The organism is Acinetobacter sp. P1(2023) (assembly GCF_028367635.1).
GTDB lineage: Bacteria > Pseudomonadota > Gammaproteobacteria > Pseudomonadales > Moraxellaceae > Acinetobacter > Acinetobacter pittii_E.
The window spans coordinates 73,637-96,801 of sequence record NZ_JAQNDD010000003.1 but is presented as its reverse complement, the minus strand read 5'-3'; the positions used below and the strand labels follow the sequence as shown (position 1 = coordinate 96,801).

General features: G+C 38.9%; 20 protein-coding genes. 7 read left to right on the top strand and 13 right to left on the bottom strand.

The window, feature by feature from the left end:
* Positions 1 to 165: 165 nt before the first annotated feature.
* Genes POD11_RS05520 through POD11_RS05505 form a run of 4 tightly spaced genes read left to right on the top strand, consistent with a single transcriptional unit; the run spans position 166 to position 5,015 of the window.
* On the top strand, positions 166 to 1,653 hold the full coding sequence (locus tag POD11_RS05520; protein WP_262456657.1) for a TolC family protein: 1,488 nt from the start codon (positions 166 to 168) through the stop codon (positions 1,651 to 1,653).
* Between the two features lie 12 nt (positions 1,654 to 1,665).
* Positions 1,666 to 2,787, top strand: coding sequence for an HlyD family secretion protein (locus POD11_RS05515; protein WP_016140234.1), 1,122 nt, complete (start codon positions 1,666 to 1,668; stop codon positions 2,785 to 2,787).
* A 3-nt stretch (positions 2,788 to 2,790) separates the two neighbouring features.
* A complete protein-coding gene (locus tag POD11_RS05510; protein WP_262456656.1) occupies positions 2,791 to 3,921 on the top strand; it encodes an ABC transporter permease in 1,131 nt (376 codons plus the stop codon).
* On the top strand, positions 3,918 to 5,015 hold the full coding sequence (locus POD11_RS05505; RefSeq protein WP_262456655.1) for an A1S_2622 family ABC transporter permease subunit: 1,098 nt from the start codon (positions 3,918 to 3,920) through the stop codon (positions 5,013 to 5,015). Before POD11_RS05510 ends, POD11_RS05505 begins: the two co-directional genes overlap by 4 nt.
* Positions 5,016 to 5,062: 47 nt before the next feature.
* Here the strand turns inward: POD11_RS05505 and gyrA are convergent, their stop codons facing one another.
* The 4 genes from gyrA to xerA form a co-directional block, all read right to left on the bottom strand.
* A complete protein-coding gene (gyrA, locus tag POD11_RS05500) occupies positions 5,063 to 7,777 on the bottom strand; it encodes a DNA gyrase subunit A (protein ID WP_262456654.1) in 2,715 nt (904 codons plus the stop codon).
* Between the two features lie 366 nt (positions 7,778 to 8,143).
* A complete protein-coding gene (locus POD11_RS05495) occupies positions 8,144 to 9,076 on the bottom strand; it encodes an electron transfer flavoprotein subunit alpha/FixB family protein (protein WP_081172975.1) in 933 nt (310 codons plus the stop codon).
* 17 nt (positions 9,077 to 9,093) lie between these two features.
* Positions 9,094 to 9,843 carry an electron transfer flavoprotein subunit beta/FixA family protein gene (locus tag POD11_RS05490; protein ID WP_016140229.1) on the bottom strand — a complete coding sequence of 250 codons (750 nt, stop codon included), beginning with the start codon at positions 9,841 to 9,843 and terminating at the stop codon, positions 9,094 to 9,096.
* Between the two features lie 462 nt (positions 9,844 to 10,305).
* Positions 10,306 to 11,193 (bottom strand): site-specific tyrosine recombinase/integron integrase, encoded by an 888-nt coding sequence (gene xerA, locus POD11_RS05485; protein WP_262456778.1) that lies wholly within the window; start codon positions 11,191 to 11,193, stop codon positions 10,306 to 10,308.
* A gap of 166 nt (positions 11,194 to 11,359) precedes the next feature.
* On the opposite strand from xerA, the gene POD11_RS05480 reads away from it, so the two are divergent.
* Complete coding sequence (locus tag POD11_RS05480; RefSeq protein WP_262456653.1) at positions 11,360 to 11,983, top strand: LysE family translocator; 624 nt, start codon at positions 11,360 to 11,362, stop codon at positions 11,981 to 11,983.
* A gap of 49 nt (positions 11,984 to 12,032) precedes the next feature.
* Here the strand turns inward: POD11_RS05480 and POD11_RS05475 are convergent, their stop codons facing one another.
* The 5 genes from POD11_RS05475 to POD11_RS05455 all read right to left on the bottom strand — a co-directional run bounded on the left by POD11_RS05475 (position 12,033) and on the right by POD11_RS05455 (position 16,633).
* Positions 12,033 to 12,638 carry an alpha/beta fold hydrolase gene (locus POD11_RS05475; protein ID WP_262456777.1) on the bottom strand — a complete coding sequence of 202 codons (606 nt, stop codon included), beginning with the start codon at positions 12,636 to 12,638 and terminating at the stop codon, positions 12,033 to 12,035.
* 102 nt (positions 12,639 to 12,740) lie between these two features.
* The gene (gene dapF / locus POD11_RS05470) at positions 12,741 to 13,586 is read right to left on the bottom strand and encodes a diaminopimelate epimerase (protein ID WP_016140226.1); all 846 of its coding nucleotides are present in this window, start codon (positions 13,584 to 13,586) and stop codon (positions 12,741 to 12,743) included.
* Positions 13,587 to 13,591: 5 nt separating this feature from the next.
* The gene (gene lysA, locus POD11_RS05465) at positions 13,592 to 14,842 is read right to left on the bottom strand and encodes a diaminopimelate decarboxylase (protein ID WP_239975137.1); all 1,251 of its coding nucleotides are present in this window, start codon (positions 14,840 to 14,842) and stop codon (positions 13,592 to 13,594) included.
* A gap of 22 nt (positions 14,843 to 14,864) precedes the next feature.
* Positions 14,865 to 15,086 (bottom strand): LPS translocon maturation chaperone LptM, encoded by a 222-nt coding sequence (gene lptM / locus POD11_RS05460; protein WP_016140224.1) that lies wholly within the window; start codon positions 15,084 to 15,086, stop codon positions 14,865 to 14,867.
* Positions 15,087 to 15,226: 140 nt separating this feature from the next.
* Positions 15,227 to 16,633: an amino acid permease gene (locus POD11_RS05455; protein WP_016140223.1), complete on the bottom strand. Its 1,407-nt coding sequence runs from the start codon at positions 16,631 to 16,633 to the stop codon at positions 15,227 to 15,229.
* A gap of 488 nt (positions 16,634 to 17,121) precedes the next feature.
* Between POD11_RS05455 and radA the strand changes: the two genes are divergently transcribed.
* Entirely contained in the window at positions 17,122 to 18,510 is a 1,389-nt protein-coding gene (gene radA, locus POD11_RS05450; protein WP_005073053.1) for a DNA repair protein RadA, read from the top strand.
* 82 nt (positions 18,511 to 18,592) lie between these two features.
* Positions 18,593 to 19,582, top strand: coding sequence for a Tim44 domain-containing protein (locus POD11_RS05445; RefSeq protein ID WP_016140221.1), 990 nt, complete (start codon positions 18,593 to 18,595; stop codon positions 19,580 to 19,582).
* A 57-nt stretch (positions 19,583 to 19,639) separates the two neighbouring features.
* Here the strand turns inward: POD11_RS05445 and epmA are convergent, their stop codons facing one another.
* The 4 genes from epmA to fdhD all read right to left on the bottom strand — a co-directional run bounded on the left by epmA (position 19,640) and on the right by fdhD (position 23,113).
* Positions 19,640 to 20,614 (bottom strand): EF-P lysine aminoacylase EpmA, encoded by a 975-nt coding sequence (gene epmA / locus POD11_RS05440; protein ID WP_239967153.1) that lies wholly within the window; start codon positions 20,612 to 20,614, stop codon positions 19,640 to 19,642.
* Positions 20,611 to 21,678, bottom strand: a complete 1,068-nt coding sequence (locus POD11_RS05435; protein WP_262456652.1) for a 4-phosphoerythronate dehydrogenase — start codon at positions 21,676 to 21,678, stop codon at positions 20,611 to 20,613. The genes epmA and POD11_RS05435 overlap by 4 nt, the downstream gene beginning before the upstream one ends.
* 106 nt (positions 21,679 to 21,784) lie before the next feature.
* A complete protein-coding gene (locus tag POD11_RS05430; RefSeq protein ID WP_224991532.1) occupies positions 21,785 to 22,177 on the bottom strand; it encodes a YkvA family protein in 393 nt (130 codons plus the stop codon).
* Between the two features lie 150 nt (positions 22,178 to 22,327).
* Complete coding sequence (gene fdhD / locus POD11_RS05425; RefSeq protein WP_262456651.1) at positions 22,328 to 23,113, bottom strand: formate dehydrogenase accessory sulfurtransferase FdhD; 786 nt, start codon at positions 23,111 to 23,113, stop codon at positions 22,328 to 22,330.
* Positions 23,114 to 23,165: the final 52 nt, after the last annotated feature.

Here is a 23,165-nt window from a genome sequence, read left to right as displayed (position 1 = left end):
CACATACCTTGATAGCTATTACAAAAATATTGGCTTAGTAAATTCGATAATTAAAGGAGCTAAAAACCACCATGTTTTTATACAAATGTATAATAAACAAGATGATAATTGAATTTAATAACAAGAAATTTAAACTATAAGGGATGCCAAAAATTGTTATTTAAAATGCCAGCACATCGATATAGACAGTCTATTTTTCCCTTTCCATTTAAACCAAAACATCTTGCTTTGGCTTTAGGTCTTTTTTTTACTAATCATTTATATGCCGAAAGTTTAAGTTATGCCGAAGCAGAACAACAAGCTCTGAAAAGTTCATATAGTACTCAAGCCAATCAAGCATTGCAGCAAGCCTCTCAATTAGAAGCTGAAGCAGTAAAGGGCCTCGGATTACCTCGAGTTGATTTAAACGTCAGAGCATATGCTTTTCACAGTGAAACAGATGTACCTCTGGGCTCTTTTAAACAAAAACTTGAGAATGATTTAAGCCAAGGGCTAAATGATAAACTTTCACAGTGGAACAATGTCATTCCATCAGATGTGCTGGGGCAAGTTCAGGAAGGCGCAAACCAAACTATCCATGATGGTGTAAATCGTTTTCCAAATTATGCAAATCTAACTATTGAAGATCAGGTTGTACGCCCTTCTATTTCAGTTGTTATGCCACTTTATACAGGCGGCTTAACCAGTAGTGCTAAAAAAATAGCAAATATCCAAGCGCAGCGTTCGGAACTTTCAAGCCAACAACAACAAGATATACAGCGATTCGAAGTTGTACAAAGTTACTTCAATGTCCAATTACAACAGCAATTGGTAGCAAGTAGCCTATTTAACTTTAATGCTATGCAAAAACATTACAGCAATGCCCTAAAGCTCGAGCAACAAGGGTTTATTAGCAAAGGGCAACGCATGCAGTTTGAAGTAGCGCGTAATAATGCGGAACGTACTTTACAAAATACTCAAGCCAACTTAAATGCCAGTCGTTTTAGCCTTAATAACCTTTTACATCAACAAAATAATGTGGATTTAAGTACCCCATTATTTGTAAACAATACACCAAGCCAAACTCTAGAATCACTTTTAACCAGTTATTCGCAAAAATCTAGCTTAGTACAAAAAATGCAAATGGATACTCAGCTGGCTAATGTAAATATTCAAGCTCAACAAGCTGCAAAAAAACCAAGTCTTTTTGCCTTTGGAGAATATGCGCTTGATGAAAATGAAAACTGGATTGTGGGTGTAATGGCAAAATACAATCTATTTTCTGGTGTAGACAAAAATAAGAATATTCATGCCGCCGAATTAAAGCGTTACGCTTCTGAACTCATGACTGAACGAACCAAACAAGAGATCGAAGCTCTTTTGAATAAATCATATAACGAGCTTAACTCTGCTCAGCAAAGTCATCAGCTTTTACAAAGAAACGTAAATGCTGCTCAAGAAAACCTACGTATTCAAGAACTTTCTTTCCGCGAAGGAATGGGCACAGCAACCCAAGTGATTGATGCGCAAAATGCATTAAGTGCGTTAAAAACTGAAATGGCTTTAAATGCTTATAAATATGTCATGTCACTTGCAACTTTACTGCAAAGTCATGGCTCAATTGACCAGTTTAAAGCTTACGTTAATCAACCACATACCGACTATATTCGTTAAGGGGAGTATAAAATGAATCAAGACTCAGCTCATTCAGAACAAGATTCTCCTGCTGCGAATACGGCAGAAAACAGCCAAGCTCCAAAACATGATCAAGCTAGTAATCAGCAAGAAACAAGCACAAATAAAAATGACGCCAATCCTCCTAAAAATTCTAAAATCAAACTGATTATTGGCCTGATCATCATTGCTTTATTAGGTTTAATTATTTTTGGTTTGTGGAAAAGCTATCAGCCGAAACCTATTGAACTACAAGGCCGTGTTGAAGCTGAAACTATTCACGTAAGTACAAAAGTTCCGAGTCGTATTGAAGAAATTTATGTACAAGAAGGCCAGAAAATTTCCAAAGGTCAGCCACTTGTTCGTTTGGTTAGCCCTGAAATAGAAGCTAAAAAGCAACAAGCCTTGGCTACCTTACAATCAGCTTTAGCATTTCAATCTACGGTAGATCGCGGTTCTCAACAAGAAAATATCGATACCCTTTATGCCAACTGGCAAAGCACCAAAGCGCAAGCAAATCTTGCAAAAACCACTTACCAACGTGGGGAAAATTTATATAGACAAGGGGTAATTTCGCGTCAAAGACGAGATGAAATGCTCGCAGCACAGACCTCTGCTCAAGAATTAAGTGAAGCCTCTTATCAACAATATGCTCGTGCAAAACGTGGAAGTACCAGCCAGCAAAAATCTACAGCAGATGCACAGGTTGAAATTGCAAAAGCTGCGGTAGCTGAAGCAAAAGCTTTAGAGGAAGAAACACGCTTACTCTCTCCGATTTCAGGTACAGTTTCAAAAACTTACGGTAAGCCTTCTGAATTAGTCGCTATGGGTGTACCTGTTGTCAGCATTTTAGAAGATGATGATTTATGGGTAAGTTTAAACGTCGGTGAAAATCAATATGCCTCTGTTTATAAAAACAAAACCCTTGAAGGATTCATTCCGGCTCTTAATCAGAAGGTAAATTTTAAAATTAAGAATATTGATGCTGAAGGTGAATTTGCCACCATAAAAACGACTCGCCAAACCGGAGGCTATGATATTCGTAGCTTCAAATTACATTTGGTGCCTGAAAGTCCTGTCAAAGATTTAAAGGTTGGCATGAGCGTTCTATTTAAAATTAAAGAAGAAAAATAAAGCATGTTTGCCAGTATATTACGTGAACTAAACTATCTAAGAAGCAATAAATGGGATTTGTGTATGGTGACACTTATCCCTGCTTTTATCATTTTTATGTTTAGCAGCATGTTTTACGCAGGTAAAGCTGAACATTTACCGATTGCAATTATTGATCAGGACCAAAGTGAACTTAGCCGTAATATTGAAAAATATCTTTCTTTAAATCATACGGTAGATATTAAGACAATTACGGCAAGCTCTACTGAGGCTGAACAATTACTTAATGAAACTAAAATATGGGGTTATGTTTTCATTCCAGACGGCGCTGAAAAACGATTTGTAAAAGCTCAAGATGCTCAAATCAGCATTGCATTTAACCAGTCTTTTTTTAGTGTCGGGAACACGATTTCCTCTGCAATGCTAGTCAGTACACTCAATGCTTTAGCAGATTATGCAGATCAAAGTTATCTTGCAAATAGTATTCCCTATTTAGATGTACCTACCGCGCATGTCAAAATCTCAACGCTTTACAACCCAAGCATGAGCTATGAATTTTATTTAGAACCTTTCATGGTTCCAGCGGTATTACACTTATTATTATGTTGTTGTGTTGCCTTTGCTATTGGACAAGAACTGAAACGTGGCACGTTAATAACATGGGTAAACCGAGAAAGTTTTGTTCAAGGCTTATTGGCTAAAAATCTGCTTTATAGCCTTATATTTTGTGCATGGACATGGCTATGGATGTTCTGGCTAATTGAAATCCGTGGCTGGTTCGTAGCAGGTTCTCTTAGTTTATTGGTATGCGCACAGTTCCTACTTTATTTTGCTTATGCTTTGATTAGCAGTACGGTCATTCTTGCGACCAAAAATTTAAGTAAAACTTTTGGCTTTATTGCAGTCTATGGCGGGTCTTCTTTAAGTTTTGCAGGCGTCACGCTACCTTTGAATAATGCCCCTATTTTTACTAAGTTTTGGTCACTCATTATTCCTTATACCCCTTATGCCAAACTGCAAACCGAACAATGGGTAATCGGCAGTCCAGTTTTCATTTCCATGATTCCTTTTTTAATACTCTTGGGTTATTGCCTGATTTATTTCTTTTTAAGTTGTCTATTACTTAAAAAATTAGTTCAGGGGACAACGCAATGAAAGAATTCTTAAAGGCGTATGGGCAAACATTTAAAGATATTGTAAGTAATAGCTCAGTTTTCACCACTCTGATTTTATCGGTCATTCTTTATAGCTTTTTTTATCCTACTGCCTATAAAGCTGAGCGTGCAGAATCTATTCCTATTGTGATTGTTGATGAAGAGCAAAGCCTCTTAACTTCTCAATTAATCGGCCAAAGTGCAAATAGCCCGCATGTTCATATTGTGACCGTTACAAGCAATTTTTTACAAGCTGAACAAATGGTACGTGAGCAAAAAGCTGATGGTATTTTACTTTTACCAAACAACTTAACTCAAAGCTTACGCCGAGGTGAAACTGGTGGAATTGGCTTATACTTAAGTACAACCAACTTTTTAAAAACTAAAGAAATTGGATTAGGTCTTGCCACATCGATTGAAGCTACATTAAAAGAATATATTGAAAAATTCGGACAACGCACGCATTTCCAGCCAGCGCTTTCTATTCATCAAATGCCGCTATTTAATCCGCTTTCAGGATATGGAAGTTATATTTTTCCGGCTGTGGCATCGTTAATTATTCATCAAACGATTGTACTCGGTTTAGCAATGCTAATTGCAAGTTACCGTGAACAAAATGAAAAAATTACAACTGTTCGCTTTGCTGGAATTTTCGCAAGTATATTGACCATTGGCTGTTTAGGTTGTTTTTATCTTTTCGGTTTTACTCTGTGGTTCAATGACTATCCACACGGTGGAAATTTTATTGGTCTACTCATTGCTGTTCCCATTTTTATTAGTTGTGTGATTGGACTAGGTATGTTGATCGGCTCACTTTTAGATATGCCAGAGCGTGCCGGACATATTATTGTGTTTAGTTCAGTACCTTTATTCTTACTCACTGGAGCTGCTTGGCCTCATCAAGCAATGCCTGACTGGTTACAATGGCTGGCGTGGTGTTTACCTTCCACACATGCGGTACAAATGTTTGTGCAACTTAACCAGATGGGTGTTCCCTTAGCGGCAGTTGTACCGAAACTGATTTTTCTTGCGACCATTGGATTATTATTAGGAAGCTTAGCCTATTATCGGATTGTTAAAAAAACGTCTTTATAAAATAAAAAAAAAGGAAGCTTACGCTTCCTTTTTTATTTAATTTCTTCTTACTCTTCTGACACTTCGTCATTCGTAGAAACTGCATCTTCACCATCTACATCTGAAGTATCAACTTCTCCTTCGAGAAATTCTTCTTCATCTTCGACAGCTTCAATAGAAACAACACCTACTAAAGTTTCTTCTTCGCTTAAACGAATCAGACGTACACCTTGTGCATTACGACCAGTCATTGCAACTTCTGCTGCGCGAGTACGAACTAATGTACCGCCGTCAGAAATAAGTAACAACTCTTTAGTTTCATCAATAGAAACTGCACCAACAAGCTCACCGTTACGTTCGCTTGTCTTAATCGCAATGACACCCTTACCACCACGTTTCTTGGTTGGGAAGTCATTTACAGGAGTACGCTTACCATAACCGTTGGCACTTGCACACAGTACTTCACCTGTCTCAGGTACAACCACAAGCGATACGATACGACTTACTAGATTTAGATCTGCTGAATCTTCACTATCATCAGAATCATCATTTTCAACTTCCGCATCTTCTTCGCTTAAGATACTGCTTGCAAAGCTTACACGCATACCACGAACACCTTTCGCGGTACGACCCATTGCACGCACATCAGTCTCAGCAAAACGAATTGCCTTACCTTCGTTCGAGAACAACATGATTTGCTGATTACCATCAGTAATCGCAACACCAATTAAGGTATCTTCTTCATTGAGTTCAATTGCGCGTAAACCATTTGAACGGATATTAGCGAATTGCTCTAAATCAACACGTTTAACCGTACCTGACGCTGTCGCCATAAATACGTAATGGTTTTCCGGGAACTCAGTTAACGGCAAGATAGCTGTTACTGTTTCATTCGCATCTAAAGGTAACAAGTTCACAATTGGACGGCCTTTGGCACCACGTGATGCTTGAGGCACTTCAAACACACGAAGACGATATACTTTACCTACATTGGTAAAGCAAAGCACAGTCGCATGGTTTGAAGCTACAATCAGATGTTGAATAAAGTCATCATCTTTCATTGAAGTTGCAGACTTACCACGTCCACCACGGCGCTGAGCCTGATAGTCTGAAAGTGGTTGAGTTTTTGCATAACCTGTTTGTGAAACCGTTAATACAACTTGCTCTTCAGGAATTAAATCTTCACGGCTAAAATCAATACGTGATTCAATAATTTCAGTGCGACGTCCATCACCATACTGTTGTAGTACAAGTGCTAACTCTTCACGAATTACAGCCATCAATAAATTGAAATCATTTAAAATTGCCGTAAGTTCAGCAATTTGACCTAAAATTTCAGTATATTCTGCATGTAATTTGTCTTGTTCAAGACCAGTTAAGCGATGTAAGCGTAATTCTAAAATTGCACCTACTTGTGTTGGCGATAAACGGTAAATCGACTCAGTTAAACCAAATGGACGATCTGGGTTTTCACCTTCGATTTCATCTGGACGAACAGAAATAGCACCCGCTTTTTCAAGTAATGAAACAACACCACCACCTGCCCACTCACCCGCAAGTAAACGTTCACGCGCTTCAGCAGGGTTAGCAGAAGTTTTGATGGTTTCAATAATCTCATCAATATTGGCTAAGGCAACTGTCAAGCCTTCTAAGATATGGCCACGTTCACGTGCTTTACGCAGTTCGAACATAGTACGGCGTGTCACAACTTCTTGGCGGTGACGAATAAATGCCGCAATAATATCTTTCAGATTCATCAATTTTGGTTGTCCATTGTCTAGACAAACCATGTTGATGCTGAATGAGTTTTCAAGCTGGGTATTTAAGAATAAGTTATTTACAACGACTTCAGCGTTTTCGCCACGCTTTAAGTCAATTGCAATACGCATACCTTCTTTGTCAGATTCATCACGAAGTTCTGAAATACCTTCAAGTTTTTTCTCTTTCACTAACTCGGCAATACGCTCAATAACTCTTGCTTTGTTTACTTGATATGGAATTTCAGTAAAGACGATGGTTGTGCGACCTGTCTTTTCATCTTCTTCGAAATGGTACTTACCACGAATGTGTAAACGACCTTTACCTGTACGGTAGGCATCAACAATGCCTGATTTACCGTAAATAATACCGCCTGTAGGGAAGTCAGGACCAGTAATGTATTCCATCAATCCTTCAATCGAGATATTCGGATTATCAGCATAGGCCAAACATGCATTCACAACTTCTGTCATGTTGTGTGGTGCCATGTTAGTTGCCATACCAACGGCAATACCAGCAGCACCATTAATTAACAAGTTTGGAACACGTGTCGGAAGTACCTGAGGAATACGCTCAGAGCCGTCGTAGTTGTCTTCCCAATCAACCGTGTCTTTTTCTAGATCTGCAAGAAGCTCGTGTGCAAGCTTAGTCATACGGACTTCGGTATAACGCATCGCAGCTGCACTATCACCATCAATCGAACCGAAGTTACCCTGACCATCTACCAATAAATAACGTAAGCTAAAGTCCTGAGCCATACGTACAATGGTTTCATAAACAGCTGAGTCACCATGAGGGTGATATTTACCGATTACGTCCCCAACAACACGTGCAGATTTCTTGTAGGCTTTGTTATAGTCATTGCCCAATTCGTGCATGGCATATAGCACACGACGGTGAACAGGTTTAAGACCGTCTCTCACATCCGGCAATGCACGAGATACGATTACACTCATCGCGTAATCTAAATATGAATGCTTGAGTTCGTCCTCAATGGCAATCGGTCGGATTTCCGATACGCTCATGCATACTCCTTCTTACAGATAGAAATTTCCATCTGCTTATATGTCTTGATCTTGCAAAAAATTTAGTTCCGGAAACTGAACTAAAATCGAAAAAAATATAGCTGTATACTATAGCATAAAAGCACTGTGTAATGTGCGGAATCTACACTGCCAATCTAGTGATATTTGTATAATTTAATTGCATATTATTCTTATCATATCGATATAACGAGCATCTTCTCGTGTTCGTAAAACTATGTGATTTTTATTCTATAAAAATCAAACCTCAAATGAGCTAAAAGTCTCACTTATATATTTCAGGACACTACCCACAATAAAAAAACCCCTAGTAAAAACTAAGGGTTTTTTAGCTTTAATCGATAAAGATTAAAGTTTAGATACCAATTCAGGTACTACAGTGTTCAAATCACCAACTAACCAGTAGTCAGCAACACTGTTGATTGGCGCTTCTTCGTCTTTGTTGATTGCAACAATAACTTTAGAGTCTTTCATACCAGCTAAATGCTGGATCGCACCAGAGATACCTACAGCAACGTAAAGATCAGGCGCAACGATTTTACCAGTTTGACCCACTTGGAAGTCGTTAGGTACGAAGCCCGCATCAACTGCTGCACGTGAAGCACCTTGTGCTGCACCAAGCTTGTCAGCTAATGGGTCAAGTACTTTATGGTAGTTCTCACCAGAACCTACACCACGACCACCAGAAACTACGATGCGCGCTGCAGTTAATTCTGGACGGTCAAGTTTAACGATTTCTTCAGATACAAAGTTAGAAATACCTGCATCTTTTACTTCACCAACTGTTTCAACCGCAGCTGAACCACCTTCCGCAGCAACTGGATCAAATGCTGTACCACGAACAGTACCAACAATGATTGCTTCGTCAGATTGAACAGTTGCAATCGCGTTACCAGCGTAGATAGGACGCTTGAATGTGTTTGCAGATTCAACAGAAATAATATCTGTGATCATGCTTACATCAAGAAGAGCAGCAACACGTGGAAGAATGTTCTTACCAGTTGTTGTAGAAGCAGCTAATACGTATTTGTAACCTTTAGCCAAGTCAGCAACTAAGCCAGCTACGTTTTCAGCTAATTGGTTTGCATAAGCAGCGTTGTCAGCAAGTAAAACTTTGCTTACACCAGCAACTTTAGCAGCAGCATCAGCAACTGCTTGAGCACCAGAACCAGCAACTAATACAGTAATATCACCACCGATTTTTTGTGCTGCAGCAACAACGTTTAAAGTAGCACCGTTAAGTACTTGGTTGTTGTGGTCAGCGATAACTAAAATACTCATGATTTTATCCTTCCGTATTAGATCACTTTCGCTTCATTTTTCAATTTTTCAACAAGCTCATCTACAGATTTCACTTGTACGCCAGCTTTACGTTCTGCAGGAGCTTCAACTTTAACAGTTTTAAGCTTAGTACCAGCTGTAACGCCATAATCAGCAGGAGATTTAGTATCAAGTGGCTTCTTACGAGCTTTCATGATGTTAGGCAATGCTGCATAACGTGGCTCGTTCAGACGCAAGTCAGTTGTGATGATTGCAGGAAGTGTAAGTTCAACAGTTTGTAAACCACCGTCAACTTCACGAGTTACTTGTACTTTACCGCCATCAACTTTCACTTCAGAAGCGAATGTACCTTGACCAGCACCTAGTAAAGCACCAAGCATTTGACCTACTTGGTTAGAGTCATCATCAATTGCTTGTTTACCAAGAAGGATAAGTTCTGGTTTTTCAGCATCAACAACACCTTTTAAAATTTTAGCAACTTCTAAAGCGCCAATTTCATCAGTAGTTTCAACTAAAATACCGCGGTCTGCGCCTAAAGCCATTGCAGAACGGATTTGTTCTTGAGCTTCTTTAGGACCTACAGAAACAACAACGATTTCTGATACTGTTCCTTTTTCTTTTAAGCGAACCGCTTCTTCCACTGCGATTTCACAAAATGGGTTAATTGACATTTTTACGTTGGTAAGGTCAACCCCACTATTGTCCGGCTTAACACGAACTTTAACGTTGGCATCAACCACGCGTTTTACAGCAACAAGAGCCTTCATGTAATCCTCGGCTGTTCTAGCAAAAGTAAATGTTGAGAAAAGTATATTAACTCTTCAATTAAAATTTTTTAGGTACCCTATCTTGCAATGTGTTTGGCATTTCGGTCAAGTCACAATTTTCTGGAACAGTACAAAAAAAATGAAATCATCAGTTCATAAAAAAAATTTAGACTACTATTAAAAGCTATTTTATTCTTTTTAAACTCTATTTTATACATTGATTTTTATTATCTTTTTATCTTATTTAGCATATTAGCTAGAAACATAAGATTACGTTTAAAAACCTTAAATTCGAGGTTTTTTAGACTCAGTCGTCGACAAAATATGCAAAGATCAAAATGGTCAATTAGGCTGTTTTAGCTATTTCTATTAAACAAATTTGTAAAAAAAGACAAATGATCTCTACATTCCTCTAAAACTTCTCAATTTAATTATCTTTTTATTCGGTCTATTTTTTAACTTTTAGTTTTTATGTGCCCTTGGATGGGCTTGATCATAAACTTGCGCCAAATGATCGAAATCAATATGAGTATAAATTTGTGTCGTAGATAAATTACTATGACCTAGCATTTCTTGTACTGAACGCAAATCACCGCTACTTGATAGCATATGGCTAGCAAAACAATGTCTCAATAAATGGGGATGTAAATCGACATTTACACCAGCCCGTTGAGCCTGAAGCTTTACTCTTTTTTCGATTTGCCTTGGGGTGAGCACTCCGCCTCGTAAAGAAATAAAGACAGAATCGTTTTGATCGAAATACCCTTTCCAAATTTTGTAAACTTTCAACCAATTCAATAGGCTTTCTTTTGCCTTTTTTCCAAAAGGTACAATACGGGTCTTATTTCCTTTACCTGTAATACGTACCAGTTGACGATTAAAATCTACATCTTTAACTGTTAAACCCTGCAATTCAGCCAGACGTAAACCACTTGAGTAAAGTAACTCGAGCATGGCTTTATCTCGCAACCATAATTGCTGATCAACAGGTTTTTCAGGCATAGGTTGATCTAAAATTTGATTGACTGTTTCTATGTCGATCATACCCGGCAAAGGTCTAGGTTGACGTTTTAATTTAAAATCGTCAGTCGGATTAATTTCTAAATATTTACCTTGTTCCGCCCATTTCATGAACTGACGAATTGAGGTGAGATGACGTTGCATACTGCTTGAACTTAACTGATCCTGCTCAACACGCTGGGCCAAATACTCTCTTAAATCTGAAGCTTCAATATTTCTTAAATCTAGTTGTTTTTGTTCACAGAACTCAATAAAGCTTTTCACATCTCTTTCATAAGCCGTAATTGTATGCTCAGACTGGTTCTGAATTTTTCTTTCTTTTAACCACATCGAGAGCAGTTGTAATGCAAAATCCAAATTACTCTCCATTTATTTACTCATTTTTTTGAGTGTATCAAAAACTATTGAATCAGGAAAATTTGATAGCACACAGCATAACGATTAATGACCTTATATATTACAATTCACCTCAAGTATTTGTCGGAAATCTGCTGTCATGACCACCATACTCATTCCTTACTTAATTGCGATTACATTACTTACGCTTACTCCTGGTCTGGATACGACTTTAATTATTCGCACCGCTACACTTGAAGGTAAATCGAAAGCATTTCAAGCAGCAGTAGGTATTAGTCTTGGCTGTATTGCATGGGGAATTGTGGTGGCTTGTGGTTTAGGTGCTTTACTCATGGCATCTGATTTAGCTTTTAATATTCTGAAATGGATGGGAGCAGCATATCTCGCGTGGCTAGGTTTAAATATGATTTTAAAACCCCGAAGCCAACTTGCAGACACACAAGAAAGTCATTCAAATCGCTCTACTTCAGAGAATTGGTTCATTAAAGGTTTTTTGGGTAATTTACTTAATCCGAAAGTCGGAATTTTTTATATCTCATTTCTTCCACAATTTATTCCGCCGCAAGCATCGGCTGTGACTTGGGTGATGGGACTGGTAATGATTCATGTGGTGATTGGAATAGTATGGTCAATTTTATTAATTTTAGCCATGCAGCCACTGTCACGTTATCTAAAGCAACCTAAATTTGTGAAATATATGGACCGAATTACTGGCAGTATTTTTGTATTGTTTGCGTTGAAATTGGCTTTGAGTAAAAGGTAAATTTTTAAAAGCGTGCTATATGTCAGCACGCTTTTTATACCTTAAAGAATTACTTCAACTTTTTTAAATAGTCTTTTATTTGCCCTTCAACTTCATCGGCATGTTTTTCTGCTAATTGATGATCCCCACCTTTCACAACATATAACGTCGATTTTTCAAACTTTTGATTTAAATATTGCCCCACCTGAACGGGGCTCACTGGATCGTTATCGCCCCAGATTAATAAAGTTTCAATGCTTATATCTGACAAACACTCTTCGTAGTTGGCATTGGTAGTAATAAACCAATCTGGATATTTTAAAAATGCTTGGCGATATGCTTCTCGCCAGTCTTGCACATTAAATCTTTCAAGGTCGATTCCACCAGAAGTTGCAATCAAAACCAGCCCTTTCACCAGTTGAGGTTTTTGTAACGCTGCCGCAACAGCAAAAATACCACCCATAGATTGCGCAATAATTACAGATTCTTCATTAATTTGATTAAGAACATAGTTTTTTAGGCCTTCAAAACTTTTGACCTCAAGAGATTCTGGTGTATCTCCAAAACCGGGGTAACCAATAATTTTTGTCTTGTAATGCGGAGGTAATTTTTCAATTAAGGGATGCCAAAATGTCGTACTGCCTGATGCACCAGGTAAGAAAATTAAATTATTCATATTTTTATAAAGTAATAAAATTAAAAAATTATTGTACATATAAAAGAAAGCCTCTTTTATCACTTTAACTGATGAAAAGAGGCTTCTTTTTAGGTAATGCGATTAACCTTGGAAATAACGTAGATCCAAACGTCCATCGTAAACATGAGTTGTTGGACCAGTCATCCAGACCACATCACCTTCTTGCCATTCGATTTGTAACTTACCACCAGCCAGTTCAACTTCAACTGAGTTAGCAAGTAAACCACGGCGCATACCACTGACCGCAGCAGCACAAGCGCCTGTACCACATGCAAGGGTTTCACCTACACCACGTTCAAATACACGTAAACGCACATGTTTTTCATCAATAATTTGCATGAAACCAGCATTCACACGTTCAGGGAAACGTTTATGTGACTCAACTTGTGGACCAATACCAGCAACATCTGCAGTTAATACATCTGGAACAATAGTGACAGCATGAGGATTACCCATATTGACCACATCAATACTGATGTTTTGGTCGTTGGCTAACTCAAGTGTGTATAAAGCTTCTGGTTGTTCAGCAATGAATGGAATTTCATTCGGCAAAAATTTCGGATAGCCCATATTCACACGAACCCAACCATTTTGCCCCAGTTCAGGTTTTACAATCCCTGCTTTGGTTTGAACAGTAATACTCGTTTTTGTTGTTAAATGACGCTCATGTACAAAGCGAGCAAAACAACGTACACCGTTACCACATTGTTCAACTTCAGAACCGTCTGCATTAAAAATACGATATTTAAAATCTGCTTCCGGTAAATCTGGTGGTTCAACAATTAAAAGTTGATCAAAACCGATGCCAAAATGACGGTCAGCTAAGCGTTGAATTGTTTCTGTATCCAAATAGGCACGTTGGCTGATCAGATCAACCACCATAAAGTCATTGCCTAGCCCATGCATTTTAGTAAATTCTAACAACATTTCATTTACTCCTCAGGCAACAATCTTTCTTTTTCCCAAAGCGACTCAACCGTTTCACGCTCACGAATTAAATGAGCTTTGTCGCCAGACACCATCACTTCTGCAGCACGTCCACGTGTGTTGTAATTTGAACTCATGACAAAACCATAAGCGCCAGCACCGAGAACAGCTAACAAGTCATTTTCTTTTAAAGCCAATGAGCGATCTTTACCGATAAAGTCGCCTGTCTCACAAATTGCACCCACCAAATCCCAAGTTTTTTCTTCAGCATCTGAACTTGGCACTACAGGTTGGATATCCATCCAAGCTTCATATAATGCAGGACGAATTAAATCATTCATTGCTGCATCAATAATGGCAAAATTACGGTGGCTCGTTGGCTTGAGCAAATCAACTTTTGTTAAAAGTGCTCCTGCATTTGCACTAATGCTACGGCCCGGTTCCATATAAACCTTGAGACCTAGCTTTTCTAAAGCAGGTTTCATTGAGTTGGCATATTCTTCGACACTTGGTGGTGTTTCATCTTTATAACAAACACCTAAACCACCACCGATATCAATATGTTTAAGATTGATACCAAGCTTTTTCAATTCTTCGATCATTACCATGACACGATCTAAAGCATCAACGAATGGTTTGGTCTCGGTCAATTGCGAACCGATGTGGCAGTCAATACCAATGATTTCAAGATTTGGTAAAGATGCAGCATATTGATAGGTTTCATAAACGGTATCACTTGGAATACCAAATTTATTTTCTTTTAAACCTGTTGAAATATAAGGATGAGTTTTTGCATCTACGTCTGGATTTACACGTAAAGAAATCGGCGCTTTTTTGCCTAGACGAGCTGCGACTTTTTGCAGACGGTCCAGCTCTGCATAAGACTCTACATTAAAGCAAGCAATACCTACATTTAACGATGTTTCGATATCGGCTTCGGTTTTACCTAAACCAGAAAAAACAACTTTAGATGCATCTCCACCCGCTTTTAGAACACGTGCTAGTTCCCCACCCGATACGATATCAAAGCCAGCACCAAGTTTTGCCAATACATTCAAAACAGCTAAATTTGAGTTAGATTTCACCGCAAAACAGATTTGATGATCAATAAAATCAAAAGCACGGTCCATATCTAAGTAATGTTTTTCAAAAGCTGCTTTTGAATAAACATACAAAGGTGTGCCAAATTGCTGCGCAAGCTGCTCCATAGAACATTGCTCTGCATGCAATACTCCATTAATGCGAGTGAAACTCATGAATGTGTCCTTATTTCAAAGCTTAAGGTGATGTTGTTTGGGTTGGGGCTGATGCTTCAACTGACTGTTCAGCTTGTTCATCCTGTTGCACAACTTGTTTCTGTTCTTTATTACGATAGAGCAAGTATTTCGCACGTTTGTCATAATTCGGATCAGAAGGTAGCTGTAATGCTCCTGACTGACCACAAGCGCTTAGCAAAATACTGCTGCTCAATAAACTGATGAGGCAAATGACACGACGCATCTGAGCACCTGATTTAAACAATTCGATGCAGTATACCGTGATCATGCAGGCGGCTAAAGAGTAAACTTAAAGAGAAAAACAATATGCATAAAAAACGCCAGCTTTTCAGCCAGCGTTTGATCATAACCAAATAAATTTAATTACTTTTTATGACGCGGTTTATAGAAGAAGAAATAACCAATGATCAAGATAAGAAACCAAATTGGGCTGACTTTAAGTGCTTTGAACGTATCTGGTTCTAAAGACAACACGTAAATCATGCCAATAAAGAAAATAATCGTGATCCAACATGTAAATAGACCACCCGGTAATTTAAATGTTGATTTTGCATGTAGCTCAGGACGCGTCGTGTAGTAACGGATATAACTCCAGATAATGAGTAACCACACGCAAATGAACAAAATCGTTGAAAGTGTTGTTGCGAGCGTAAATGCTTCAACAGTATTTGGTACAAAATACTGTAATGCTGCACCTAACAATAAACACGCAGCAGAGAAATACAATGCATTTGCAGGTACTGCACGTCTGTTCAATTTACCAAAAGCTTTTGGTCCCTGATCTTCACGAGATAAACCAAATAACATACGGCTTGTCGAAAACACGCCACTGTTCATTGATGACATCACTGATGACAACACCACCAAGTTCATCAAAATTGCTGCTGCTGCCACCCCTGCTTGACTGAACAAGTTTACAAACGGGCTGATTGCAGGATCAATTTTATTCCATGGTGTTACTGACATTACAATCAACAATGCCAATACGTAGAAAATAATGATACGAATTGGAATTGAGTTAATTGCTTTTGGTAAGTTACGTGCTGGATCTTTCGTTTCGGCAGCTGTTGTTCCCACAAGTTCTACACCAACGAAGGCAAAGATTGCGATTTGGAAGCCTGCCAAGAAGCCATGCACGCCTGTTGGGAAGAAACCACCATTTGCCCATAGATGAGTAAATGAAGCAACTTCACCTGTAGTCGAAGTAAAGCCTGTAAAAATCATCCATAGACCCACAGCGATTAAAATAATAATCGCAAGAATCTTAATGAGCGCAAACCAGAACTCTAATTCACCAAATAGACGTACAGTTAACAGGTTTAAACCCATAATAAATACAATGGCAGCAACACTGATCATCGCCCCCTCAACAGGTGTGAAAGGCAGACCATTATTGAAGAACTGTAAGTAATAGATAATTGCAGAGAGGTCAGCAATACCAATCGTGATCCAACACAGCCAATAGGTCCATCCCACAAAGTAACCGGCCCATGGACCAATTAAATCTGTAGAGAAGTCAATAAATGATTTATATTCAAGATTTGAAAGAAGTAATTCGCCAAGCGCACGCATGACAAAAAACACCATCACACCAATAATTAGATAAATGAATAAGATCGATGGGCCAGCAAGACTAATTGTTTTGCCTGATCCCATAAACAATCCTGTACCAATTGCACCACCAATCGCGATCAGCTGTAAATGCCGATTTGAGAGGCTACGATGGAGCTCACCATGTTCATGAGACTCACTCAGATTTTGATTCGACATCTTATTAATACACTCCAGTAATTTTTTTTAGTCCGTTAGCTAAAATCAAAAAGACGATATCGCACCATTTGCAGGTATCTTTTAAATGTATATTTTTTGACAATTTTTCAGCTAACCGATTTTTATCTGTATTGCTGATGATTTCAAGCTACATACAATTAAATCTGATAATACGCACAAGCCCATAGCAATACAACGCACTTTACGGTCTAAAAACATGACTTGAACTGGTCTGATTTTTAAATTAAAAAGACAACTCAATTTGATTGTTTCTCTAATTTTCAATTTCATTTCAGTCCTTCATCTGTTTATTAAAAAATACCCTGCTCGATCTTAATCTTTTAGATTAGTTAACACATGACAAAGACCTGATTTTTACGTTGTTTTAAATTAAGCAAAATGTATTCCACATCAAAACTGATTCTCTATTTTGGTTTTGTTATACTCCGTTTCTACTATTAATTAAGAAGTTTTCAACTGAATCAAATATGAGCAAAGTCAAAACTGTTTACCGTTGCGAGCAATGTGGGGCCGATCATCTTAAATGGGCTGGTCAATGCTCAGAGTGTGGTGAATGGAATTCTCTGACTGAAGTCAAACTTGAGCCGACCACTGCTCACCGTGCACGTCCAAAAATTGGAGGCTATGCCGGTCAAGTCGCGAATATTACAACATTAAATAAAGTTTCAGTTTCGCATGAAACCCGCTTACCTACAGGGATTAGCGAATTTGACCGTGTACTTGGTGGCGGTTTGGTGACAGGTTCTGTTGTGCTGATTGGTGGTGACCCTGGTATTGGTAAATCGACCATTCTTTTGCAAACCGCAACTCATATGGCAAGCGCAAAAAGCTCTGCACTTTATATTACCGGTGAAGAATCTTTGTCTCAGGTTGCACTTCGCGCTCAACGTCTTGACTTACCTACTGACCAATTAAAAGTCATGGCGGAAACCTGTGTAGAACGAATTTGCGAAGTTTTAGAACAAGAAAAACCTGTAGTGGCTATTCTAGATTCGATTCAAACACTTTATACAGAAACCCTCCAATCTGCTCCGGGTGGTGTTTCACAAATTCGTGAATCTGCTGCTTTATTAACCCGCTATGCAAAAAATAGTGGCACGGCACTCTTTATTGTTGGTCATGTGACTAAAGAAGGTGCACTAGCCGGCCCACGTGTTTTAGAACATATGGTGGACTGCGTACTTTACTTTGAGGGCCAATCAGACTCTCGTTATCGCATGATTCGTGCTGTTAAAAACCGTTTTGGTGCAGTGAACGAACTTGGTGTATTTGGCATGACTGATAAAGGCCTACGTGAAGTTGCCAACCCTTCTGCCATTTTCTTAAGTCGATATGATGAAGCGATTCCCGGTTCAATTGTTATGATTAGCCGTGAAGGAACTCGCCCGCTTTTAGTTGAAGTACAAGCGTTAGTTGATGATGCTCAAGGACAACCACGACGTGTTGCTTTGGGTCTTGAGCAAAACCGTTTAAATATGCTGCTGGCTGTAATGCATCGTCATGGCGGTGTTCAAACCACTGGACAAGACGTTTATGTCAACATTGTAGGAGGCTTAAAAATTACTGAAACAGGTTCTGACTTGGCTGTCTTACTCGCATGTGCTTCAAGTTTGCGCACTAAAGCGTTGCCTCAACAGCTTGCAGTTTTTGGTGAAGTTGGTCTTTCTGGTGAAATTCGCCCAGTTCCTAACGGACAAGAGCGTTTAAAAGAAGCTGCAAAACATGGATTTAAATATGTCATTTTACCAAGAGGAAACGCCCCTCAAAAAGCAATTCCGGGCGTTCAAGTCATTGCCGTTGCCCGCTTGCATGAAGCGTTGACCGAAGCGATGCAACTCAGTGATGAATTGACATAAAAAAACATACTTTTAAGGTTGAAATTTAGAGTAAATACCTGCATAAATACTATTACAAATTAACTTTAAACAGGAATTTCCTATGGAAGTACACCAGCGTGGCTTGATTACCGGTATTTTAATGGCTGCTTTAGCAATTTCTCCTCTTGCTGAAGCTAAACGTGCAGGTGGTGGTAAAAGCCACGGTATGGCACGTTCTACTACTTCAAGCCAGTCTTATCAACAACCTCGTCAAGTGACTCCTGCTCAACAACCTGCTACGGCACCTCAAAGATCAGGTCCAGGCGTAGGTTCAATGGTTGCAGCTGGTGTGGCTGGTGCTGCCGTAGGTGCTGTTGCAGCAAATGCTTTAGCTGATGACAAATCAACATCAACTGAACAGCAAGCAACACAACCTGGAAATGAACAAGCTGCTCAAGCCCAAGAAGAGAAAAAAGGCGGAATCCCTGGCTGGATTTGGGTCTTACTTGCCGCAGCTCTCGCTTTCTTTGTATTCCGTAAATTGGGATCAAAAAAAAAATTAGCGGGTAACAACCCTTACGCACCAAATAATGACGGTCAAAACCCATTTGGCCGTTCTGCTGCACCACAAGCTGCTCCACGTAATGCTGGAGATAATACAAATATCTTTGGTCAATCTGTGGGTGGCGGTGCAGCAACCCAAGCGCCTTTTGGTGGTGCAACAACGAGCAATGGCAATCAACTTCCAGATGGTACTGAGCCTGCTGCGTTCTTACGTATTGCACGTCAACGTTTTAATCACATCCAGTCGATGAATACTGCAAGTAACATTGAAGAAATTCGCCGTTACTTAACACCAGAACTTTATAGTTCTATGTATAACGACATTATGGAAAACCAAGATCAAGACGTTGCTGAATTTAGTAACTTGAATGCGATGGTTGTAGACAGTGCGACTGAAAATGGTCAATACGTAGTAAGCGTACGCTTCACTGGTACAGTAAGTGAAGATTTAAACAGCTTGCCACAACCGTTTACTGAAATCTGGCACTTTGTTAAGCCAGTTGGTTCTCAGCAAGACTGGGTCGTTGCTGGTATTCAACAAGCTTAATTTGAATCCGTCTTAAATAAAAAAGCCACAATATTGTGGCTTTTTTATTTGTCAGTTTTAGGCAATTTCTGCTGGAAAGGTAACTACTTTTTCAATTTTTACCTGATCTGTGGCAACCATGAGTAAACGGTCTACACCTAAAGCGATACCAGAACATTCCGGCATATGAGGTAACGCTGATAATAAATGCTCATCTAATGGCATGACATGAAGGCCTTGTTTAGCACGCTCTGCATTGTCTGCTTCAAAGCGTGAACGTAACACGTCTGCATCAAGTAATTCATCGTATGCATTTGCCAGCTCTAAACCTTCAATATAAACCTCAAACCGTGCTGCAACTTCTTCCCCATCTTCATCTACTTTCACTTTCGCCAAAGACGCCATTTCTGGTGGAAAGTCAGTTAAAAAGACAGGCGCATCAAAACCTAAACTTGGCTCAACAAAATGAGAAAACAACAAATCCATATAAGCTAAACGGTCATCGCCTAAATCAAGATTTAATCCCACACGATTTGCCGTATCTTTGAGTTGCTTCAGCGTTGCTTGTAAAGGGTTGATGTCTAAGCGATCTTGAAAGGCATGCTTATAACTTAGAATAAACGGACGAACTTCACCAAAACGATGTTGCAAACAGGTTTGCAATAAATCAGCGGTTTCATGCATTAAAGCTTTTAAGTCTAGACCCGGACGATACCATTCAAGCATGGTAAATTCACTGTTATGTTTACGCCCGTGTTCATCGTCTCGGAAAACCTTACAGATTTGATAAATCGGCCCGCTGCCACTAGCCAGCAAACGCTTCATGGCAAACTCTGGTGAGGTTTGTAAATATTGAGTTTGTAATTTACCATTAATATGACGTAAAACCTGAACAGAAGCTAAATGCACATCAGTAACACCTGCTTGTGAAACAATGGGTGTTTCGACTTCCATCACATCTCGTTCAGCAAAAAACTGACGAATTTGAGTGTAAAGCTTGGCACGAGCCTTTAAAGCATCAATTGAACAAGTAGGTTGATAACTTAAACTCATGCCTGTGGTCCCCCATGTGCTGCCCATTCACGGCGCAGCGGATAATTCTTACGTAATAAATCAAATGCTTTTTGCTCAACTTTGCCATCTTTAATACAGGCACGAATGTTGGCGTCATCTTGAGCAATATCATAAATTTTAGCTAATTTTTGCTTTAACACTGCTTTTAAATCATTTCCTGAAAAATAGTCGTCGCATGCAGGCAACTGAGTTTCGAAACGTTTATTTATATCGAATCCAAACTTTTGGCAGAACGCTTCATAAATCATTTGCGTACCACGGGCCTTACCTTCCAAGCTATAACCTGCAATATGCGGTGTTGCTAAAGCCAACATATCTATAAGTTCTTCAGAGATGACGGGTTCATGTTCAAATACATCAAGCACGACTTTACGCTGAGTATGTTGAATGTCTTCGATTAAAGCGGCTTCTTTAACGACTGGGCCACGTGCACTATTAATTAAAATCGTATTCGGTTGAAGCACTGCAAAAGCTTTTTCATCAAACAGATGATATGTGGCATGTTCACCATTTTTGGTTAAGGGTACATGAATTGAAATTGCATTGGCTTGTTGCAACAAAGTTTGAAAGTTTACATTTTCAATTGAATCTAAATGCACATATGGGTCAAAACCAATCACATTCCAACCAAGTAACTGGGCCATATAGGCCAAACGCTTACCGACATTTCCAAGACCAACAATGCCTAGCGTAAATTTTTCTTGTGGTTCTAAAAGGCTCTCATCTAAATGAAGTAAAGCAGTAATGACATATTCAGCCACAGCCTGTGCATTACAACCTGCGGCATTAGCCCACGTAATACCTTGTTTTTCTAAAGCCGCAATGTCTAAATGATCAGTGCCGATTGTCGCGCTACCTACATATTTTAATGCTGTATTTTCAATTAAACTTTCATTCACTGCGGTGACTGAACGAACTAATAATGCTTCAGCATCTTTGACATCTGCATGAGTTAAAGTGCGCCCTGCTTTGTGTTGAATATCGCCAAACTCAGAAAAAAAGTAATCGGTAAATGCCAAATTTTCATCTGCGACGATTTTCATTGTCTGCAACCCATAGCTTATAAAAACGTTATTATCCTTTGAGTTGTAGCAAAGCACAATGTTAATGCCTTTAAATTCACGATTCTAAACTTTGATGGTTTATAAATTACAACCCACCACCAAAATAGAAATAAGCCATTATTGCCAAAGTTATCCAAATTAAAATAATGAGTACGGCAACCAAATAATTTTGAGGTCGACGCTCTTGCTGTTCTAGCCACTCTTCAGCTTGTTGTTCTGCATCAAAAATGACTTGTTTAGGCGTAAATCGAACTGCTAACCAAATCAGTATAGGCAGAATTAAAGCGTCATCAATAAATCCTAAAATGGGAATAAAGTCTGGAATTAAATCGATCGGACTAAAAGCATAAGCCACAGCCACCACAGCAATAATTTTGGGTAACCACGGCATTTGAGGATGCTTTGATGCAAACCAAAGCATAATAATTTGTTTTTTTAGACGTTTTGCCCAATCTTTTAAAGACTGCAACCAAGCCATTGGGACACACTCTGAACTACATACATCTGATCATAAAGTATAAAGCTCGTGCTTAACTTAAAATTAGGCAAAATAGAAATGTATATTGCCATTATTTTTGAGCATTCTTTTGATTTGAACTTATTTCATCAATATTTTAAAGCACTGTGCTCATGTATATAAAACAAAATCATCTCCGCGACAAAAGCTTGCCAATGTTAAGCCAGATATTTTTGCGAGCCTAATAGCCATGCTGGTTGGAGCAGAAATTGAAGCCAATAAACCAATATTAAGCTGGGCACATTTTCGTATCAGTTCATAGCTTGCACGACTGGTCATCACCACAAAACCTGCACTGGTGTCATAGTTTTCTTGAGCTAAATAACCCAGCAATTTATCTAAGGCATTGTGACGGCCAACATCTTCAAATAAAGCTATAATTTTGCCTTCAACCACCCAAGCTGCGGCATGTGCTCCACCTGTTAAGGCAGTAATTTTTTGCTGATCTTTTAATTGAGAAATCGCGACTGGAATTTGTTCGAGCCACTCTTTGGAAGGTTCGATGGTAATTTTAGAAATATCGAGCTGAAGCTGCTCTAAACTTTCAATACCACATAAACCACAACCTGTACGCCCCACCAACATACGTCGTCTTTCTTTTAAGGCAGCAAAAGCTCTGGATGAAATGGTCATTTCAACCGTAATGCCCAATTCACTTTGATGAACCTCAATGGCATATAGTTCTTTTAAGCTTGTTAAAATACCTTCGGAAAGGCTAAAACCTTTGGCAAATAAATCGACATCGGTCGGTGTTGTCATCATCACCGCATGAGAAATACCGTTATATACCAAAGCAATCGGATGCTCTTGAACAATATGATCTAAAACACTTTTAGACTCGGCTTTCTTAAACCGCTTTACTTGTAATGTTTCAACCCCATAAGAATCTGGTGTCAAAATAATTTCCTTTATCTTGAAGTGGCGCTTTGAATAGCACCACTTGTTGAGA

Coding starts and splice junctions, on each gene's coding strand:
- POD11_RS05445 (WP_016140221.1), top strand. CDS start 18,593: ATGGAAGTACACCAGCGTGGCTTGATTACCGGTATTTTAATGGCTGCT.
- POD11_RS05515 (WP_016140234.1), top strand. CDS start 1,666: ATGAATCAAGACTCAGCTCATTCAGAACAAGATTCTCCTGCTGCGAAT.
- POD11_RS05430 (WP_224991532.1), bottom strand. CDS start 22,177: ATGGCTTGGTTGCAGTCTTTAAAAGATTGGGCAAAACGTCTAAAAAAA.
- POD11_RS05480 (WP_262456653.1), top strand. CDS start 11,360: ATGACCACCATACTCATTCCTTACTTAATTGCGATTACATTACTTACG.
- epmA (WP_239967153.1), bottom strand. CDS start 20,614: ATGAGTTTAAGTTATCAACCTACTTGTTCAATTGATGCTTTAAAGGCT.
- POD11_RS05490 (WP_016140229.1), bottom strand. CDS start 9,843: ATGAAGGCTCTTGTTGCTGTAAAACGCGTGGTTGATGCCAACGTTAAA.
- POD11_RS05505 (WP_262456655.1), top strand. CDS start 3,918: ATGAAAGAATTCTTAAAGGCGTATGGGCAAACATTTAAAGATATTGTA.
- POD11_RS05455 (WP_016140223.1), bottom strand. CDS start 16,633: ATGTCGAATCAAAATCTGAGTGAGTCTCATGAACATGGTGAGCTCCAT.
- POD11_RS05435 (WP_262456652.1), bottom strand. CDS start 21,678: ATGAAAATCGTCGCAGATGAAAATTTGGCATTTACCGATTACTTTTTT.
- POD11_RS05510 (WP_262456656.1), top strand. CDS start 2,791: ATGTTTGCCAGTATATTACGTGAACTAAACTATCTAAGAAGCAATAAA.
- POD11_RS05520 (WP_262456657.1), top strand. CDS start 166: ATGCCAGCACATCGATATAGACAGTCTATTTTTCCCTTTCCATTTAAA.
- lysA (WP_239975137.1), bottom strand. CDS start 14,842: ATGAGTTTCACTCGCATTAATGGAGTATTGCATGCAGAGCAATGTTCT.
- gyrA (WP_262456654.1), bottom strand. CDS start 7,777: ATGAGCGTATCGGAAATCCGACCGATTGCCATTGAGGACGAACTCAAG.
- radA (WP_005073053.1), top strand. CDS start 17,122: ATGAGCAAAGTCAAAACTGTTTACCGTTGCGAGCAATGTGGGGCCGAT.
- dapF (WP_016140226.1), bottom strand. CDS start 13,586: ATGTTGTTAGAATTTACTAAAATGCATGGGCTAGGCAATGACTTTATG.
- lptM (WP_016140224.1), bottom strand. CDS start 15,086: ATGCGTCGTGTCATTTGCCTCATCAGTTTATTGAGCAGCAGTATTTTG.
- xerA (WP_262456778.1), bottom strand. CDS start 11,193: ATGTGGTTAAAAGAAAGAAAAATTCAGAACCAGTCTGAGCATACAATT.
- POD11_RS05495 (WP_081172975.1), bottom strand. CDS start 9,076: ATGAGTATTTTAGTTATCGCTGACCACAACAACCAAGTACTTAACGGT.
- POD11_RS05475 (WP_262456777.1), bottom strand. CDS start 12,638: ATGAATAATTTAATTTTCTTACCTGGTGCATCAGGCAGTACGACATTT.